Annotated in this window: 17 protein-coding genes; 13 read left to right on the top strand and 4 right to left on the bottom strand. The window is 60.3% G+C overall.

Annotation, left to right across the window (positions count from 1 at the left end; all coding sequences use genetic code 11):
• Positions 1 to 68: 68 nt before the first annotated feature.
• Positions 69 to 269 (bottom strand): twin transmembrane helix small protein, encoded by a 201-nt coding sequence (locus GOQ25_RS13875; protein ID WP_160351072.1) that lies wholly within the window; start codon positions 267 to 269, stop codon positions 69 to 71.
• A gap of 35 nt (positions 270 to 304) precedes the next feature.
• On the opposite strand from GOQ25_RS13875, the gene GOQ25_RS13870 reads away from it, so the two are divergent.
• The 5 genes from GOQ25_RS13870 to GOQ25_RS13850 all read left to right on the top strand — a co-directional run bounded on the left by GOQ25_RS13870 (position 305) and on the right by GOQ25_RS13850 (position 4424).
• Positions 305 to 1069, top strand: a complete 765-nt coding sequence (locus GOQ25_RS13870; RefSeq protein WP_160351071.1) for an SURF1 family protein — start codon at positions 305 to 307, stop codon at positions 1067 to 1069.
• An 81-nt stretch (positions 1070 to 1150) separates the two neighbouring features.
• Positions 1151 to 1855 carry a hypothetical protein gene (locus GOQ25_RS13865; RefSeq protein WP_160351070.1) on the top strand — a complete coding sequence of 235 codons (705 nt, stop codon included), beginning with the start codon at positions 1151 to 1153 and terminating at the stop codon, positions 1853 to 1855.
• A 13-nt stretch (positions 1856 to 1868) separates the two neighbouring features.
• The gene (locus GOQ25_RS13860) at positions 1869 to 2894 is read left to right on the top strand and encodes a heme A synthase (protein ID WP_160351069.1); all 1026 of its coding nucleotides are present in this window, start codon (positions 1869 to 1871) and stop codon (positions 2892 to 2894) included.
• A 10-nt stretch (positions 2895 to 2904) separates the two neighbouring features.
• Positions 2905 to 3798, top strand: coding sequence for a heme o synthase (gene cyoE / locus GOQ25_RS13855; protein ID WP_160351068.1), 894 nt, complete (start codon positions 2905 to 2907; stop codon positions 3796 to 3798).
• A 17-nt stretch (positions 3799 to 3815) separates the two neighbouring features.
• Positions 3816 to 4424 (top strand): SCO family protein, encoded by a 609-nt coding sequence (locus GOQ25_RS13850; protein ID WP_160351067.1) that lies wholly within the window; start codon positions 3816 to 3818, stop codon positions 4422 to 4424.
• A 46-nt stretch (positions 4425 to 4470) separates the two neighbouring features.
• On the opposite strand, the gene GOQ25_RS13845 is transcribed toward GOQ25_RS13850, so the two are convergent.
• Positions 4471 to 4704 (bottom strand): DUF3717 domain-containing protein, encoded by a 234-nt coding sequence (locus GOQ25_RS13845; RefSeq protein WP_160351066.1) that lies wholly within the window; start codon positions 4702 to 4704, stop codon positions 4471 to 4473.
• A gap of 245 nt (positions 4705 to 4949) precedes the next feature.
• On the opposite strand from GOQ25_RS13845, the gene GOQ25_RS13840 reads away from it, so the two are divergent.
• The 4 genes from GOQ25_RS13840 to GOQ25_RS13825 all read left to right on the top strand — a co-directional run bounded on the left by GOQ25_RS13840 (position 4950) and on the right by GOQ25_RS13825 (position 9534).
• Positions 4950 to 5642 carry a PhaM family polyhydroxyalkanoate granule multifunctional regulatory protein gene (locus tag GOQ25_RS13840; RefSeq protein ID WP_160351065.1) on the top strand — a complete coding sequence of 231 codons (693 nt, stop codon included), beginning with the start codon at positions 4950 to 4952 and terminating at the stop codon, positions 5640 to 5642.
• A 63-nt stretch (positions 5643 to 5705) separates the two neighbouring features.
• On the top strand, positions 5706 to 7076 hold the full coding sequence (gene glmU, locus GOQ25_RS13835; protein WP_160351064.1) for a bifunctional UDP-N-acetylglucosamine diphosphorylase/glucosamine-1-phosphate N-acetyltransferase GlmU: 1371 nt from the start codon (positions 5706 to 5708) through the stop codon (positions 7074 to 7076).
• Positions 7073 to 8473, top strand: a complete 1401-nt coding sequence (locus tag GOQ25_RS13830) for an MFS transporter (RefSeq protein ID WP_370519953.1) — start codon at positions 7073 to 7075, stop codon at positions 8471 to 8473. The genes glmU and GOQ25_RS13830 overlap by 4 nt, the downstream gene beginning before the upstream one ends.
• On the top strand, positions 8473 to 9534 hold the full coding sequence (locus GOQ25_RS13825; protein ID WP_160351124.1) for a glycosyltransferase family 4 protein: 1062 nt from the start codon (positions 8473 to 8475) through the stop codon (positions 9532 to 9534). The genes GOQ25_RS13830 and GOQ25_RS13825 overlap by 1 nt, the downstream gene beginning before the upstream one ends.
• A 10-nt stretch (positions 9535 to 9544) precedes the next feature.
• On the opposite strand, the gene GOQ25_RS13820 is transcribed toward GOQ25_RS13825, so the two are convergent.
• Positions 9545 to 10030, bottom strand: coding sequence for an Lrp/AsnC family transcriptional regulator (locus GOQ25_RS13820; protein ID WP_160351063.1), 486 nt, complete (start codon positions 10028 to 10030; stop codon positions 9545 to 9547).
• A 153-nt stretch (positions 10031 to 10183) separates the two neighbouring features.
• Between GOQ25_RS13820 and glmS the strand changes: the two genes are divergently transcribed.
• Positions 10184 to 12016: a glutamine--fructose-6-phosphate transaminase (isomerizing) gene (glmS, locus tag GOQ25_RS13815; RefSeq protein WP_160351062.1), complete on the top strand. Its 1833-nt coding sequence runs from the start codon at positions 10184 to 10186 to the stop codon at positions 12014 to 12016.
• 100 nt (positions 12017 to 12116) lie between these two features.
• On the opposite strand, the gene GOQ25_RS13810 is transcribed toward glmS, so the two are convergent.
• Positions 12117 to 13049 (bottom strand): LysR family transcriptional regulator, encoded by a 933-nt coding sequence (locus GOQ25_RS13810; protein ID WP_160351061.1) that lies wholly within the window; start codon positions 13047 to 13049, stop codon positions 12117 to 12119.
• 197 nt (positions 13050 to 13246) lie between these two features.
• On the opposite strand from GOQ25_RS13810, the gene GOQ25_RS13805 reads away from it, so the two are divergent.
• The 3 genes from GOQ25_RS13805 to GOQ25_RS13795 all read left to right on the top strand — a co-directional run bounded on the left by GOQ25_RS13805 (position 13247) and on the right by GOQ25_RS13795 (position 16175).
• Positions 13247 to 14257 carry a TRAP transporter substrate-binding protein gene (locus GOQ25_RS13805; protein ID WP_160351060.1) on the top strand — a complete coding sequence of 337 codons (1011 nt, stop codon included), beginning with the start codon at positions 13247 to 13249 and terminating at the stop codon, positions 14255 to 14257.
• Between the two features lie 91 nt (positions 14258 to 14348).
• Positions 14349 to 14864, top strand: coding sequence for a TRAP transporter small permease subunit (locus GOQ25_RS13800; RefSeq protein WP_160351059.1), 516 nt, complete (start codon positions 14349 to 14351; stop codon positions 14862 to 14864).
• A 9-nt stretch (positions 14865 to 14873) separates the two neighbouring features.
• Positions 14874 to 16175: a TRAP transporter large permease gene (locus GOQ25_RS13795; protein ID WP_160351058.1), complete on the top strand. Its 1302-nt coding sequence runs from the start codon at positions 14874 to 14876 to the stop codon at positions 16173 to 16175.
• Positions 16176 to 16196: the final 21 nt, after the last annotated feature.

Below are 16196 nucleotides of genomic sequence, written 5' to 3'. Positions count from 1 at the left end.
GCGCCTACGGGCACACTCCGCGGGCTGCGCCAGGCGCAGCCACGCAGACGGGCGCAGCCCGGCAGTGATCAGCGAAAACCGGTACTCTCTATCCAGCCCATGTAGTGGGCGAACAGCACAAACAAAAACAGGACTACCGATAACCCGATGCGTACCGTCAATGCGTTGACCGTACGATTGGTGGTGCCCTTATCCTTCATCAAGTAAAACAGCGCAGACGCCAGACTGGCCAGAATACCGATGAATGCCAAGACGACAACAATGCGCATTTTGGCCTCCGGGGTAAAACGGAATTATTGCAGACATGGCTCATTCAGTACGGCGTATCTTGTTAACTTTGGTACTGCTGGGCCTGGTCGTCGCGCTGTGTGTTTCGTTGGGGGCATGGCAGCTGCGTCGCGCGGACGAACGTCTGGCCACGGCCGAGCGCATTGAGGCAGGCCGGGCGCAGGCGCCCGTGGTGCTTAGAGCAAGCACGCCCGATACGGAGCTTACCGCCTGGCGGCCGGCGCGGGTCGCGGGACAATGGCTGAATCAATTCACCATCTTGCTGGATAACCGTAACCAGCACGGCAAACCCGGCTACTGGCTCGCCACGCCGATGCTGCTTGCCGGGCGCGATGAAGTCGCGGTGCTGGTGCTGCGCGGATGGCTGCCTCGGACCTTGGGTGCGAATGCGGGCGTGCGTCAGCTTCCCGATCTGCCACCGACGCCAGACGGCGTCCAGACCATCGTGGGCGAGATGTATCCCCACGTGCCGCGCTTGTTTGAATTATGGTCATTGGGCTCAGACAAACAGGGTCAGTTGCCGGCGACCTTGCCTGCCGCGGACGGCATCCCACAGTTGCAGAATCTGGAATTGGCCGACTACTCCAAGGCCACGGGATTGCGGCTGCTGCCCGTGGTTCTGATGCAGACCGAGGGCGAGGACGCGCTGGTGCGCGATTGGCCCCAGCCGTCCGTCGACTATCACCAGAATCGCGGCTATGCCCTGCAGTGGTTTTCATTCGCGGCAATTGCCGCGATCGCGGCCTTGGTGCTGGCTTGGCGCACCTGGCGGCGGCCATGAGGGCGCCCAGGATTTTGGAACTTTCGCCCGATCAACGACTCTGTCGATGCTGGCTCCCATAGGAAGATACACGTGGCGCAAATGAATCTCACCGGCCCCGCGAAGAAGCGATCGCTCACGCCGCTGGTATTGGTATTGCTGTGTTGCCTTGCGCCCGTCGTGGCGGCTTTTCTCGTCTATAGCAACCCGCAATGGTGGCCGGATCAGTCCAGTAACTATGGCACCCTGGTCGAGCCGCAGCGCCCCATGCCGGGCCCAGATGCGCTGCAATTGACTACACTAGAGGGCGCGCCCTTTGACCTGAATAGTTTGAAGGGCAAATGGCTGCTAGTCAGCGCAGGCGAGGCCGCGTGTCCCGAATCCTGCGCCCGCCAGTTGTTCATCACCCGTAATTCGCATGCCAGCCAAGGCAAGAATGTCGACCGGCTGGCGCGTGTCTGGTTCATCACCGATGACGGCCAGGTGCCTGAGAAGGTCTTGCAAGCCTACCAGGGCACGATCATGCTGCGGGCCAAGCCTGAACAACTGGCGCGTTTTCTGCTGCCCGCAGAGGCACCACCCCGCCCGGCGAGCCCGTCGGCCGATTCACCTGTACGCTCTGTTTCATTGTCCCAAGCTGTTTCTCCCGCCGATCCCTCCGCCCTCGCCGCCGCGCAAGCATTATCAGGTCCTATCTGGGTCATCGACCCGCTAGGCAATCTGATGCTGCAATTTCCGCCCGAGGCCGATGGGGTGAGAGTACGCAAGGACATCAGCAAGCTTGTGTATAACTCGCGCATTGGTTAACACCCGCGTCGCTATGCAATCCATCAAAGAACGTTATCGCAAACTGGTGTTTTTCACCTGGTTCCTGACCCTCGATCTGATCATGTTCGGCGCGTTTGTACGCCTGACGGATTCGGGTCTGGGCTGCCCCGATTGGCCGGGGTGTTATGGCAATGTCACGCCCATCGGCGCGCTCAGTGACATCCATCAAGCCGCGCAAGCCATGCCTTATGGCCCGGTGACGCTGTCCAAGGCGTGGATCGAGATGATTCATCGCTATGTCGGCGCATTTTTAGGGATGTTGATCATCGCGATTGTGTGGATGGCGTGGCGCTACCGGCGTGAATTGGGTCGCTCCCCCGTGCTGGCGGTGGTGACTTTGATCGCGGTGTGCGTGCAGGGGGCGTTCGGCGCATGGACGGTCACGCACAAACTCATGCCCGCCGTGGTGACGCTGCATTTGGTGCTGGGGTTGTCGCTATTGGCCTTGATGACGTGGCTATCCGCGCGCGAGCGGGTGCATGATCCCGTGCCGGTCAGCGCGAAGCGCTGGCGACCGTGGCTGATTGTCGGACTGGCGCTGTTGGCGGTGCAAATCGCGTTGGGCGGGTGGGTAAGCACTAACTATGCTGCGCTGGCTTGCCTGGATTTCCCGACCTGTCACGGGGAATGGGTGCCCGAGATGGATTTCGCGGGCGGGTTCTCGGTGATCCGGGGCTTGGGCGAACTGCCTTCGGGTGAAATGATTTCCCAGCATGCGCTGACGGCGATCCACTGGGTGCACCGCAATTTCGCCTTTATCGTGCTGATTTATTTGGGCGCGTTGGCGTGGCGATTGCGAGCCGTGTCGGGATTGCGAGGTCCGGCCACGCTGATGCTGGCGTTGTTGGGCGCACAGTTGTTGACGGGTCTGACGACGATTTTCTTCCAGTGGCCGTTGTTGATTGCGGTGTTACATAACGGCGGCGCGGCGGGCCTGACGCTGGTGAGCGTGGTCATCCTCGTGCGTCTGGCCAACGCGGGCCGGGTGCCGTCGGCCGGATTGGCGCCGGGCGTTTAAAATAGCTCCCATGTCTAGTCTTGCCGCTCCTCAATCGGGCCTGTTGCGCCAGTATCTCGTGCTGACCAAGCCGCGCGTGACGCAGCTGGCTGTGTTCTGCGCCGTCATCGGTATGTTCCTGGCCGTGCCGGGGATGCCCGATCTGGGCCGCGTGGTCTTCGGGACCGTAGGTATCTGGTTATTGGCGGCCGCCGCCTTTGCAATCAACTGCCTGATCGAGCAGGAGGTGGATGCGCGCATGTTGCGCACCGCCCGCCGCGCCACCGCGCGCGGCACGATTTCGGCGACCCAAGTGATTTTGCTGTCCGGGTTGCTGGGCGGCGCCGGCATGCTGGTGTTGTATCACCTGGTGAACCCGTTGACGATGTGGCTGACTTTCGCCACGTTCGTGGGCTACGCGATCATCTACACCATCATTCTCAAGCCACGCACGCCCCAAAACATCGTGATTGGCGGGCTATCGGGCGCGATGCCGCCCGCGCTGGGCTGGGCGGCGGTGGCCGATGCCGTGCCCGCCCAGGCATGGGCACTGGTCTTAATTATCTTTATTTGGACGCCCCCGCATTTCTGGGCGCTGGCGCTGTATCGCCGCCACGATTATGTGAAATCGGGGCTGCCCATGTTGCCAGTCACGCATGGCGAGGAATACACGCGACTGCAGATCCTGCTGTATAGCTTGGCGCTGGTGGCCTCGACGGTCTTGCCGTTTATCGTGCGCATGAGCGGCTGGTTCTATATGGTGTGCGCGCTGGTGCTGGGTGCGATGTTTGTCAGCTACGCGTGGCGGTTGTACCGTCAGTACAGCGACGAGTTGGCGCGTCGCCTGTTCCGGTTCTCGATCCTATATCTGTCGTTGTTGTTCGCCGCCTTATTGGTGGACCACTGGGCCGGCTTGTTGCTTTGACCTGGGAGATCCCATTCATGTCCGTGTTTTCCGCCCTACGCCGCACGTTATTGCGCGGCGCGGCCCTTATGCTTGCCGCCGGCGTGCTGGCCGGTTGCAGCGAGCCCGAAGCAAAATTCCAGGGTAGCGACATCACCGGGACTCACCTGGGCCGCGCGATGGCCCTGACCGATCAAAACGGCGAAAAGCGCACGATCGAGGGCTTGGCCGGCAAAGTGGTGGTGGTGTTTTTCGGCTTCACCCAGTGTCCGGACGTATGCCCCACGGCCTTGGCTGAGCTCTCGCAAGTCATGCAGAAGCTGGGCCCGGACGCCGATCGCGTGCAGGTGCTGATGGTGACCGTGGATCCCGAGCGTGACACCCCGGAGATCCTAAAGCAATACGTGACGAGCTTCGACCCACGTTTTCTCGGCTTGACGGGTACGCCCGCCGAGATTCGCGCGGCGGCGGCATCATTCAAAGCGTATTACGCCAAGATCCCCACCGAGGGGGACAACTACACCATGGACCATACCGCCGCCTTCTATCTCTTTGATCCGAAAGGCGAATCGCGGGTCTTGCTTGGCAATAGCCTGGGCGCCGACGCGATGGCGCACGATATCAAGCTGTTGTTGGACTCGAAATAAGCGCGGACGCTCGCTTGTCGCGGCGGGCGGCCGGCAGAACGCCCCTCTAGTTTGCCGTGGCCGGTCGGGTATTGCGCCAAGCTTCGTAGGCCGCGCGCGCTTCGGGCGTCAGTTCATCGGGCGGCAGCTCGCGCCGGTGGCCCACGATCATCAAGGCGTAGGGCGTGGCCAGGGCTGCCGCTTCGCGGCACAAGCGCGATTCCTCCCCGCGCGAGGGCTCTCTTTCACGCCAGTAATTGATGGCCTGTTCCAGTTCGGGTAGAGAGATGGGAGAATTCATGCGTCTATTGTCCCAGAATCGCTCGGGCCTGACGCGCTGCAGCTTGCAAAGCGTCACGTTCGCAACAGGGCGATACTTCCGCGCACCGCCTTTGGCAGCTTGCTGCAATCGAGCGTAATATCGGCATCTGCACACGGTGACGGATCATCTTTCTGGCGAGCGGCAACTGGCCTGCCCCTGCTGCCTCGGGGCGCTGTCGCGCCGCGGATGACAGCCGCCTCCTACTGCCTGCTATCGGAGACTGTATGACTACGTCCAAATCGAATCCGTTCGTGCTGCCTGGCCTCGGGCAGGAGGGAGACCTCGCCGGTAACCCGTTTTTGGCCAGCATGGAAATGATGCGCAACGCATGGGCCGGATTGACCGGCCCGGGTGGGTTGGCGCAGTCCTTGCCGATGGCGCCGCCCATGAATCTCGAAGACCTGGAGCGTCGCATCAACGAGCTGCGCTCCGTCGAAAGCTGGCTGCGGATGAACTTGTCCATGTTGAGCAGCGCGATCCAGGGTATGGAGGTGCAGCGTTCAACGATTGCGACGCTGCGTTCTTGCGTGGCCGCCGGTGCGAATGCGGACGGGCCGTCTCCGCTGGAAGTCGTGCTGGGACTCAAGCCTGGCAAAGACGCGGCCCCGCCTTTCGCTGCGCCCAAATCTGAGCCCGAACCCCAGCCGCCGGAGACGCCGACCGGCAGTGAAGGCGCCAGCGCAGCCGATCCGATGGCCCAGGCTGCGCAGTCAGCGTCGCAAGCGTGGTGGAATTTGCTGCAGCAGCAGTTCAACCAGATCGCTACCGCGACCGCCGCCAGCATGCCGCCCACGCCGCAGGCCGGGGCACCCGCAGCGGGCGCTGACGCGCCATCGGCTGCTTCCGACGCCGCGCCGCGCAAGCGCGCCCCGCGTAAAACCGCGGCCAAGCGCGCAACCAACACTCGTAAATCCTAATCTTCCCCGTCGGGGGCGGGGCGCGCGCCTGCTGTACGCGCCTCGATTAATTCTGATCCACTTATGCTTAACGTCGTTATCCTCGCTGCCGGTCTCGGTAAACGCATGCAGTCCGATCTGCCCAAGGTCTTGCACCCGCTGGCCGGTAAACCCATGCTCGAACACGTGGTCGACAGCGCCACAGCGCTGAATCCCGGCCGCATCGTCGTCGTGGTGGGGCATGGTGCCGAGCGCGTACGCAGCGCGTTCGAAGGCCGCGAGGGACTGAGCTTTGCCCTGCAACAACCGCAGCAAGGCACGGGCCATGCCGTGCAGCAAGCTGTCCCGCTTTTGGGCGAAGATGGCAATAACGATGTGACCTTGGTGCTATACGGCGATGTGCCGCTGGTGCAGCCGGAAACGCTAAATCGACTGCTCGAGGCGCGCGGTGACGGCGCAGCCGTGTTGACGGAGATCCTCGACGACGCCACAGGCTATGGCCGTATCGTGCGCGATGCGCAAGGCCAAGTCGCGCGTATTGTCGAGCATAAGGACGCCAACGACGAAGAGCGCGCGATTTGCGAGGTCAATACCGGTATTCTGGTGGCCCCGACGGCCAAACTGAAAGACTGGCTCAGCCGCATCGACAACAACAATGCGCAAGGCGAGTATTACCTGACCGATGTGGTGGGCCTGGCCGTCGCCGACGGCGTGGCAGTGGGCGCCGCACACCCGGCCGCGGGTTGGGAAACGCTGGGCGTAAACAGTCGCGTGCAACAGGCCGAGCTGGAGCGCCGCTATCAGTATGAACAAGCGCGTCGCCTGTTAGAGGCCGGCGTCACGCTCATGGACCCCGCCCGTTTCGATGTGCGAGGTTCCCTCGCCTGCGGACGCGATGTCGTGATCGATGTGGGGTGCGTGTTCGAAGGCAAGGTGGAGTTGGCAGACGGCGTGCGCGTCGGACCACATTGTGTGCTGCGCGATGTCTCGGTCGGCCCCGGTACGCAGATCGAAGCGTTCAGTCACCTGCAACAGGCGGTGGTGGGCGGGGACGCCCGCATTGGTCCCTATGCGCGCCTGCGTCCCGGCGCCAAGCTCGGCGATCGTACCCATGTCGGTAATTTTGTCGAAATCAAAAACAGTGTGCTCGACGTCGATAGCAAGGCGAATCATCTCGCCTATATCGGTGATGCCGATGTGGGCGCGCGCGTCAACGTCGGTGCAGGCACCATCACCTGCAACTACGATGGCGTGAACAAATTCCGTACGACGATCGAAGACGATGCGTTTATCGGTTCGGATACGCAACTCGTAGCACCCGTACGCGTGGGACGCGGCGCCACCTTGGGGGCGGGAACCACGCTGACCGAGGACGCGCCAGCAGGCAAGCTCACGCTATCGCGCGCCCGTCAAACCACTATCGAGGGTTGGCAGCGTCCGCAGAAGAAATCGTGAGTTCGAACACGCCAAACTGCGCGCAGTCGCGCGGCGCCAAGGAACGTCAGGCCTTGCCCGACGGTTTGCCCACGCCGCGCCGCCACTATGCGGCGGCAACCGTCCTGGTGGGCATCAGCATGTCGGTGCTCGACACCTCGATCGCCAACGTGGCATTGCCCACCATCGCGGCAGACTTGCATGCACAGCCCTCGCAGGCAGTTTGGGTCGTCAACGCGTATAACCTCGCGGTGGTGATGCTGTTGTTGCCGCTATCCGCGGTGGCAGAGCGCGTGGGCTTTCGCCGGATGTTTACGGTGGGCTTGGCGTTGTTTGCGATCGCGTCGTTGTGTGGCGCGTTGTCGCAGACGCTTTGGCATCTGACGGCGGCGCGCGTGGTGCAAGGCATAGGCGCGGCATCGCTGATGTGCATGTTTGGCGGTCTGGTGCGCAATATCTACCCGTTGCGTATGCTGGGCCGAGGTATCAGCATTAACGCAACGACTGTCGCGATCATGTCGGTGCTTGGGCCGACGGTAGGATCGATCATCCTCGATGTGGCGCATTGGCGGTGGATCTTCGCGATCAATATTCCCATCAGTGTGGGCGTCATGTTTGGCTTGCGTTATTTGCCCGAGGTGCCCCGTAGCGTCGGACGTCTGGATTGGAGCAGCGCCTTGCTTTGCATGGTGACGTTGGGCGTTTTTATCACCGGCGTTGATATGCTGGGGCAAAGTCCCTGGCGTGGCGTCGCGCTGATCACGCTGTCTGTCATCGCGGGGGGCATACTGGTGCGGCGCGCGAGCCATCAGACCGCGCCACTTGTGCCCGTGGACTTGTTGCGTATCCGGCCTGTTGCGTTCGCCGTGGGAGCGTCGGTATGTACATTTGCCGCGCAGATGGCGGCCTTTGTGTCGCTACCGTTTTACTTTCAGCAGGTGCTGGGACGTCCCTATCTAGAGGTGGGTTTGTTGATGGGGGCGTGGCCAATCGGCACGGCCATCGTCGCGCCGTTTGCGGGTCGTTTATCCGACCGCTATTCCGCTGCGATGTTGAGCGGTGTCGGTGCGGGCGCGATGACTTTGGGATTAGCGGCGCTGGCCATCTTGCCATTGAGCGCGCATAACGGCGTGATCATGGTCGCGATGGGTCTGACCGGAATGGGTTTCGGATTTTTTCAGACTCCTAACAATCGCGCGATGTTGTCATCGGCGCCGCGCCAACGCAGCGGGGCCGCTGGCGGGATGCAGGCGACGACTCGCGTGTTCGGTCAGAGTTTCGGTACGGCCCTGGTGGCGATTGCGTTCAGCGTGGGCGGCGCGAATGGTTCTACCGTTGCGCTCGTGCTTGCCATGTTGTGCGCGGCGGGCGCCATCGTGGTGAACTCTGTGCGGGCGAACAAGCTTCGCGTCGAATGATGAAAATCCTGCAACTGAATTTCGAAAAAGGCTGGCGCGGCGGTGAGCGTCAAACGCTCTACTGCATGCGCGCGTTTCGTGCGGCGGGGCATGATGTAGAAGTGTTATGCCGCGCAGGTGCGCCGCTAGAGGCGCGTTGCAAGGAAGAAGGCTTTGTCACGCATGGCGTGCGTAACGTGCCGGCGCAGCTCGCGTATCTGGCGCGGGCGGGTCGGCACTACGACATCATCCACGCCCAGACGGCGAACACCGTTACCTGGGCAGTGTTAACCAAAGCCTTGCACGGCCGTCCGGTGGTGTTTTCGCGTCGTACATCATTCGAAGTTTCACCCGGTGACCAGTGGAAGACCGGCGCGAAATGGCGCCGCGTGGATGGCTTTGTCGCGATCAGCGAGATGGCCGCGGCCGAGCCCAGACGTTTAGGCTTGCAGCCCGTGATCATCCGCAGTGCTGTTGAGCCCCACGCCATCGACCATGCGAATGTCGAACGTTTAGTGGCCGAACTGGGGCTGCAGGGCAAAAAGGTATTGGCTACCTCGGCGGCCCTGATTCACGATAAAGATCCGCTCACGTTGATACGCGCGGTGGGCGAATTGGCGCGCGCGCGTCGCGATTTTGTGTTCGTGCACTTTGGCGCGGGGGGCGATCGCGAGGCGCAGGCGCGCGCGGAAGTCCAAGCCTTAGGGTTGCAAGACGTCTACCTGTTCGCGGGTTTTCGCAAGGGTGTGGAAGACTTCTACAGCATCTTTGACGTGTTCGTGATGAGCTCCATCGAAGAAGCGCTCGGCAGCAGTGTGCTGGACGCTTTTCTGCAACGCGTACCGGTCGTGTCTACGGACGCTGGTGGCCTAAAAGAAAGTCTGGCCGATGGTCGTGGCGTGTTGTGTCCGGTTGGCGATGTGCAAGCGTTAGCGAGTGGCATGGCGCGTTGTCTGGACGATGCTGCGTTCCGCGACGCGTGCACGCAGCGTGCGTACGACTATGTTCGTAGCGAGCATGATGTGACAGAGATGGGGCGGCGTTATCTGGCGCTGTTCGAACGTCTGCTGGCGCAGCGTTGATGCGCAACAGTTAAACCGCTGAAATATCCACGCGGGTTTCAAATTTCGCCCGATGCACCGAGAAAAACGTGCGCACATTGCGCACGTTTGCCTGTGCCGTGAACGCGCGATGCACGAGTGCGTGATAAGCAGGCATATCGGGCACTTGAGCAATGACAACGAAATCCGGGCCGGTGGATACGCGATAGCACTGCAGCACCGCGGGCTCGTTCAGCATTGCTGTTTCAAAGGCAGCGAGGTTCTCCGCGGCCTGTATATCCAGTGTGATCTCGACGATCGCCGTCAAACTGCTGCCTATCTTCTCTGGCGCCAAGATGGCAACCTGGCGCGTGATTACCCCCGTTTCCACGAGCCGTCGCACGCGGCGCAGGCACGTAGGCGGCGATGCATGGACGCGGCCGGCCAGTTCTTGGTTGGTCAGCGCGCAGTCTTGCTGGAGCTGGACGAGGATGCGGCGGTCGAGGTCGTCTAATTCGACCAAAGGGGATTGATTCACGTACTTTTATTTCATCGGAAATCGCTAAAAGAAAGAATATTTAATCATACTTATGTAAGAAAATAAGCTTTCATATTCATCAAAATTAAGAAATCAAATTTCATCCCAACCAGCGCACAATGCGCCACATACTTACCGAAAACGAGGTTTTCTATGTGCGGAATTGTCGGCGCAGTCGCTCAACGTGACATCACCCCCATCCTGGTCGAGGGCCTGAAGCGGCTGGAATACCGCGGCTATGATTCCTGCGGCGTTGCCTTGTATATGGACGGCGCGTTGCGGCGCACGCGCAGCACCAAGCGCGTGGCCGAGCTGGGCGACCAGATCGCCGAGGACAAGCTGTCGGGTTTCACCGGCATTGCGCACACCCGTTGGGCCACCCATGGCGCACCCGCCACGCACAATGCCCATCCGCACTTCTCGCAGCTGGGTAACGACGAGCCTCGTATCGCGCTGGTCCACAACGGCATCATTGAAAACCACGATGAACTTCGCGCCGAATTGCAGGCCGCCGGCTATGTGTTCGAAAGCCAGACCGACACCGAAGTCATCGCGCACTTGGTCAACCACCTGTACAACGGCGACCTCTTCGAGGCCGTGCAACAAGCCGTGCGCCGTCTCGAAGGCGCATACGCCATTGCCGTGTTCTGCCGCGATGAGCCGCATCGTGTCGTGGGCGCGCGCCAGGGTTCGCCCTTGGTCGTGGGCGTGGGCGAAAACGAGAACTTCCTCGCTTCTGACGCCTTGGCACTGGCCGGCACCACCGATCGCATCATTTATCTCGAAGACGGCGACGTAGTGGATCTGCAGCTCTCGCGTGTATGGATCACGGATACCGAAGGCAAGCCAGTCGAACGCCAGACCCACACTGTGCATGTGCACACGGGTGCCGCCGAGTTAGGCCCCTATCGCCATTACATGCAGAAGGAAATCTTCGAGCAGCCGCGCGCGGTGGGCGATACGCTGCAGGCCATCGAAGCCATTACGCCGGAGCTGTTTGGCGATGAGGCGTACAAGATTTTCAAGAACATCGACTCCGTGCTGATCCTGGCTTGCGGCACCAGCTACTACGCGGGTTTGACGGCGAAATATTGGATTGAATCCATTGCGCAGATTCCTGTCGCAGTCGAAATCGCCAGCGAGTATCGCTATCGCGACAGCGTACCGAATCCGCGTGCCCTGGTGGTGACCATCTCGCAGTCCGGTGAAACCGCCGACACGCTCGCGGCGTTAAAGCACGCACGATCGCTGGGCATGGAAAACACGCTGACCGTGTGCAACGTATCCACCAGCGCCATGGTGCGCGAATGCAAGCTTGCTTACATCACGCGCGCGGGCGTGGAAATTGGCGTGGCCTCCACCAAAGCCTTCACGACGCAGTTAACGGGTTTGTTCCTGCTGACGCTGGCCTTGGCTCAAGTGCGCGATCGTTTGACCTCTGAACAAGAAGCCGAACACCTCAAAGCCTTGCGTCACCTGCCGGTCGCCATTGGTTCTGTCCTCGCGCTGGAGCCGCAAATCATGGCATGGGCGGATCGTTTCGCCACCAAAGAGAATGCCCTATTCCTGGGCCGTGGCATGCACTATCCCATTGCGTTGGAGGGTGCGTTAAAGCTGAAAGAGATCAGCTACATTCACGCGGAAGCCTATCCCGCTGGGGAGCTCAAACATGGCCCGCTGGCGCTTGTGACCGAGCATATGCCGGTGGTGACGATCGCTCCGCGCGATGCGCTGTTGGAAAAGCTGAAATCCAATATGCAGGAAGTGCGCGCCCGTGGCGGCGAGCTATACGTGTTTGCCGATGCGGATAGTCGCATCACTAATAGCGATGGTATGCACGTGATTCGCATGCCGGAGCACTATGGCATGCTGTCGCCGATTCTGCATACGATACCGCTGCAGTTGCTGTCGTATCACACGGCGTGTGCACGTGGGACGGATGTGGATAAACCGCGGAATCTGGCGAAGAGTGTGACGGTGGAGTAAGCACACGCGAAGCCGTGGCGCCTGAATGGAAGACATCAGGCGCCATTATGAACGAACGAAGTGCAATGCCTCTGTCTTTATCCAAGCCAATGACGGAGGATCAAGCCAGACGCACATCATGTTCAGGAAGCACGACCAAATCCTCCCGCCCGGTCGCGTGCAGCTGCATGGCCTCGCGCGCAATCGCGACAATGGCCGCGCCTAGTTTCACCGCGTGATCCGGGCGCCAGCTGGCGATGAGCGGCATGTCGGCCAAGGGATGGTCGCATTGGATCAGACGATAATCGCCGCTCTCGATGAAAGGCCTCGCGCACGCGATGGGCAAGGTCGCGATACCGATATTCTGTTCCAGCAATTTGCGGCTCGCGCCAATCGAAGACACGAAGTGCATGTGATGCGGCCACACACCGTTCTTCTCCATAATGTGCAACAGCGACATATAGGGTTGAGAGTCCCGCGGGAACGTGATGATCGGCCAGCTCGTCAGTTCGCTCAAGCTCATGCGCTGTGGAACATCCGACTCGGCCAGGCAAATCCAGCCCATCTTCATCGCGCCTATTTCGCGGTTGTACATGTTCTCTTCGACAATAGGGTCCGCTTGCAAGGCGATATCGACTTCGCCATTACGCATGAGCTGATGCAGTCGACGCGCGGACTCGGTAGTGAGCTCGATCTGCGCCTCGGGCAGTTCGCGTTCGAGTCCGCGTACCAGTTCGGGAAACCAGGAATGGGTGATGGATTCAATGACCCCCAAACGCAGACGGCGCCGCAGCGGTAGTGCGTCGCGCATGAGATGAAGCATGGATTTGGATGCCTCCACCATTTGCTGAGCGTAGGGCAGCAGCATGCGTCCCGCGTGGGTCAACTGTACCGAGCGGGCCTTGCGCTCGAACAGCGGCTGGTTGAACTCCTCCTCCAGCGCGGCGATGCGTCCCGAGATGGCGGCTTGCGTCAGATTGCATTTCGCCGCTGCGGCTTTGAAGCTGCGCAGCTGCGCCACCCAAATAAAGGTCTCCAGGAATCGTACATTCACGGCGTTTTTCCCGCCCCGAAGTGAGGCATCAAGCATTTCCGGGGGTAGTTTATTCCAACTTTTAGTTATCGTTGACGCCCGTCATTGCTACGTCATTACAGGTTTCATTAACTTTTTCTTATCGCACAGATCGAAAAAAAAAGTTTGTTGACATCTCGACGCAATGTGAAAATGCGCCTTCCGATTAGGGGAATGCTATGAAAAAGATATCTCGTCTGGCCGCGTTCTGCGGCGTCGCCTGCAGCATGTTGTTCGCCTCCCAAACGGTGTCGGCGGCCAAGGTAAAGTGGGATCTGACCAACGACTACCAAGCCTCTTCGCTTTCCGGTCAGATGGACCAAATGTTTGCGAAGAAGGTCAACGAGCTGACCGACGGGCGCGTGACGGTCAACGTTCACCTCGGCGGATCGCTGGGCTATAAGTCGGCCGACGCGCTGGATGCCGTGGAAACCGGCGCGGTTCAGATCGCCGACTCGTCCAGCTCGTTCTGGGGCGGCCTGGATCCGCTGTTCAAGCTGACCAGCATGCCGTTTGTCGTGTCGACGTATGAAGAAGCTCGTATTCTCTACGATGTGGCGCGTCCTTATTACGAGAAGGCGCTGCTCGAGCGTAATCAATACCTGCTCTACGTGATCCCATGGGCTCCGTCGGGTCTGTGGACGCGTAAGCCGATCAACAACCAAGCCGATCTGGCCAACCTGCGTATTCGCACGTACGATCCGAACGGAATCGTAGCGCTGCGTGCCATCGGCGCGGCCCCGTTGCAAACCCCGATCGGCGATGTGATGCCCATGCTGGCGACCAACGCGCTCGACGGTGTGTTGACGGCGGCCGAAGGCGGCGCGGTGCTGAAGTTCTGGGAACAGCTTCCCCATTACACCGCCATCAACTACGCCATGTCCTTGCAGATCGCCGCGATCAACAAAGACGCGTTCGACGATCTGTCGGAAGCCGATCGCAAGGCCGTCATGCAGGCCGCGAAAGATACCGAGGACTTCGGTTGGAACGAGTTGAAGGCACGCGAAGTGGCGACCTACGAACTCATGCGCAAGAACAACGTGACGATCGCCACGGAAATCGATCCCGCCTTCATGAGCGCATTGCGCGACACCAGCAAGACGATTCAGGAAAGCTGGTTGAAGGAAACGGGCGAGCGCGGCCAGAAGATCCTCAACGACTTCAACGCGCGGAAAGCCGCAGCGAAGTAACGCCTCATTGATGTTGTGTGTCCATGCACGGGATATCCCGGTGCATGGGCAGCACGGGCATCCCGATTTTTCTTTCCTTCAAGCGACTCCGATGAAATTCATCCTGACGATCGCGGATCGAGCCTCCGCGCTCGCCGCTGGGCTCGCGTCCGTGTTATTGGTTCTAATGGTCGCGCACACGGTACTCGAAATCGCGCTGCGTACCGTTGGTATGTCCACCCATGTGCTCGATGAACTCGTGGGATACGAGCTGGCGGCCATGGTTTTCTTGGGCTTGGGACAGGCGCTCAGACAAGGTGCGCTCATCCGCGTGGATATTCTGCTCTCGAAGCTGCGCGGACGTGCGCGCCGGGCCGTCGAAGCGTTGGGCGCCTTTCTCAGCCTGTTGGCTGTCGGCTTCCTGTGCTACTACTTTTACCTGGCCATCACGCGTTTTCTCGCACGCGGAACACTGAGCAATTCGGTAATCGCGGTGCCGCTTTGGATTCCCAATACGATCATCATGGTCGGCCTGATCATTTTCGGCTTGCAGCTTATCGCCTATCTATTGCGAATGATCAGCGGCGATGCCTCGATTGAGGAACCCAGTCATGCAGAAGTGCTGTAGGAGCCGCAGATGAATGAATTGCTAACCGGCGGCATCATGCTGCTGTTGCTGGTGCTATATCTCGGGCTCGGGATGTGGATCTTCATGGGGCTGATCCTGGTATCGGCGACCGCCCTGTATTTCGTGGCCGATTTCTCGCTCACGCGCATCGGATTTAGCCTGCAGACCATCGTGTGGTCCAGCTCCACGCGTTGGGAGTTGGCGGCATTGCCCATGTTCATCTGGATGGGCGAGCTGATGTATCGCACCGATATATCCGAACGCTTGTTCCGGGGCCTCGCACCGTTGGTGTCGATGCTGCCTGGCCGTCTGCTGCACGTTAACGTGTTGGGTTGCACGCTGTTTGCCGCCATCAGCGGCTCTAGTAGTGCGACCACGGCGACTGTCGGCAAGATCACCATCAAGAACCTGAAGGAACGCGGTTATTCCGAGAAGCTTGCAATCGGATCGCTGGCCGGCGCGGGCAGCCTGGGACTGCTTATCCCGCCCTCTGTCGTGCTGATTATTTTTGGGGTCGTGGGCGAAGTCTCGATCTCGAAGTTGTTCATGGCGGGCGTGCTGCCGGGGCTGATGACGGCGGCGTTCTATGTCATATACGTCATGATCGTCTCGTCAACCGGCAAGAATGCCGTGCCGCCGGCACCGAAGTATTCTTGGCGCGACCGAATTCGCGGGCTTTATGACATTTCCCCGATTGTCGCGCTCGTCGCGCTCATCATGGGTGGCTTGTATAGCGGTGTGGTGTCCCCTTCGGAAGCGGGCGCGGCTTCCGTTGCGGTGAGCTTGCTCTACATCCTGCTGTCGGGCCAGTTCAGCATTCGCCTGATGCGCGAGTCGCTTGCCTCCACGGTCAACATTTCGTCCATGCTGTGCGCCATCATCATTGCGGCGAACTTTCTCTCGACCGCGATGGGATATCTGAACGTTCCGGCCAGCATTGCCAATGGCATTGCGTCGCTGGAGTTGAACCCGTACGTGCTGATCCTGGTGCTCGCGCTGTTCTTCACGCTGCTGGGGCTGTTTTTGGAAGGCGTTTCCATTACGGTCATGACCTTGCCAATCACGTTGCCCTTGGTCGTGCAGGCGGGCTTTGATCCCGTGTGGTTCGGCGTGTTCCTGGTGATCGCAGTGGAGATGGCGACTATTACGCCGCCGGTGGGTTTCAACCTCTTTATCCTGCAGGGCTTGACCGACAAGAGCCTGGGCTATGTGGCCCGCGCGGCATTTCCGTTCTTCCTCATTATGCTTTTAAGCGGAGTCCTGATCACGATCTTCCCCGAGATCGCGCTGTGGCTCACGCGCTCCATGTAAACCGATTCTGGAAGTATTGAT

The sequence above is a fragment of the Bordetella sp. 15P40C-2 genome, assembly GCF_009763235.1.
Classification (GTDB): domain Bacteria; phylum Pseudomonadota; class Gammaproteobacteria; order Burkholderiales; family Burkholderiaceae_B; genus Bordetella_A.
Note: the sequence above shows the minus strand (reverse complement) of the source record. Positions and strands in the feature narration are given on the sequence as shown.

Bases quoted from the DNA above. Each gene is read 5' to 3' on its own strand.
- GOQ25_RS13865 (WP_160351070.1), top strand. From the start codon at position 1,151: ATGAATCTCACCGGCCCCGCGAAGAAGCGATCGCTCACGCCGCTGGTA.
- GOQ25_RS13875 (WP_160351072.1), bottom strand. From the start codon at position 269: ATGCGCATTGTTGTCGTCTTGGCATTCATCGGTATTCTGGCCAGTCTG.
- GOQ25_RS13840 (WP_160351065.1), top strand. From the start codon at position 4,950: ATGACTACGTCCAAATCGAATCCGTTCGTGCTGCCTGGCCTCGGGCAG.
- GOQ25_RS13800 (WP_160351059.1), top strand. From the start codon at position 14,349: ATGAAATTCATCCTGACGATCGCGGATCGAGCCTCCGCGCTCGCCGCT.
- GOQ25_RS13860 (WP_160351069.1), top strand. From the start codon at position 1,869: ATGCAATCCATCAAAGAACGTTATCGCAAACTGGTGTTTTTCACCTGG.
- GOQ25_RS13845 (WP_160351066.1), bottom strand. From the start codon at position 4,704: ATGAATTCTCCCATCTCTCTACCCGAACTGGAACAGGCCATCAATTAC.
- GOQ25_RS13825 (WP_160351124.1), top strand. From the start codon at position 8,473: ATGAAAATCCTGCAACTGAATTTCGAAAAAGGCTGGCGCGGCGGTGAG.
- GOQ25_RS13795 (WP_160351058.1), top strand. From the start codon at position 14,874: ATGAATGAATTGCTAACCGGCGGCATCATGCTGCTGTTGCTGGTGCTA.
- glmS (WP_160351062.1), top strand. From the start codon at position 10,184: ATGTGCGGAATTGTCGGCGCAGTCGCTCAACGTGACATCACCCCCATC.
- cyoE (WP_160351068.1), top strand. From the start codon at position 2,905: ATGTCTAGTCTTGCCGCTCCTCAATCGGGCCTGTTGCGCCAGTATCTC.
- GOQ25_RS13805 (WP_160351060.1), top strand. From the start codon at position 13,247: ATGAAAAAGATATCTCGTCTGGCCGCGTTCTGCGGCGTCGCCTGCAGC.
- GOQ25_RS13870 (WP_160351071.1), top strand. From the start codon at position 305: ATGGCTCATTCAGTACGGCGTATCTTGTTAACTTTGGTACTGCTGGGC.
- glmU (WP_160351064.1), top strand. From the start codon at position 5,706: ATGCTTAACGTCGTTATCCTCGCTGCCGGTCTCGGTAAACGCATGCAG.
- GOQ25_RS13850 (WP_160351067.1), top strand. From the start codon at position 3,816: ATGTCCGTGTTTTCCGCCCTACGCCGCACGTTATTGCGCGGCGCGGCC.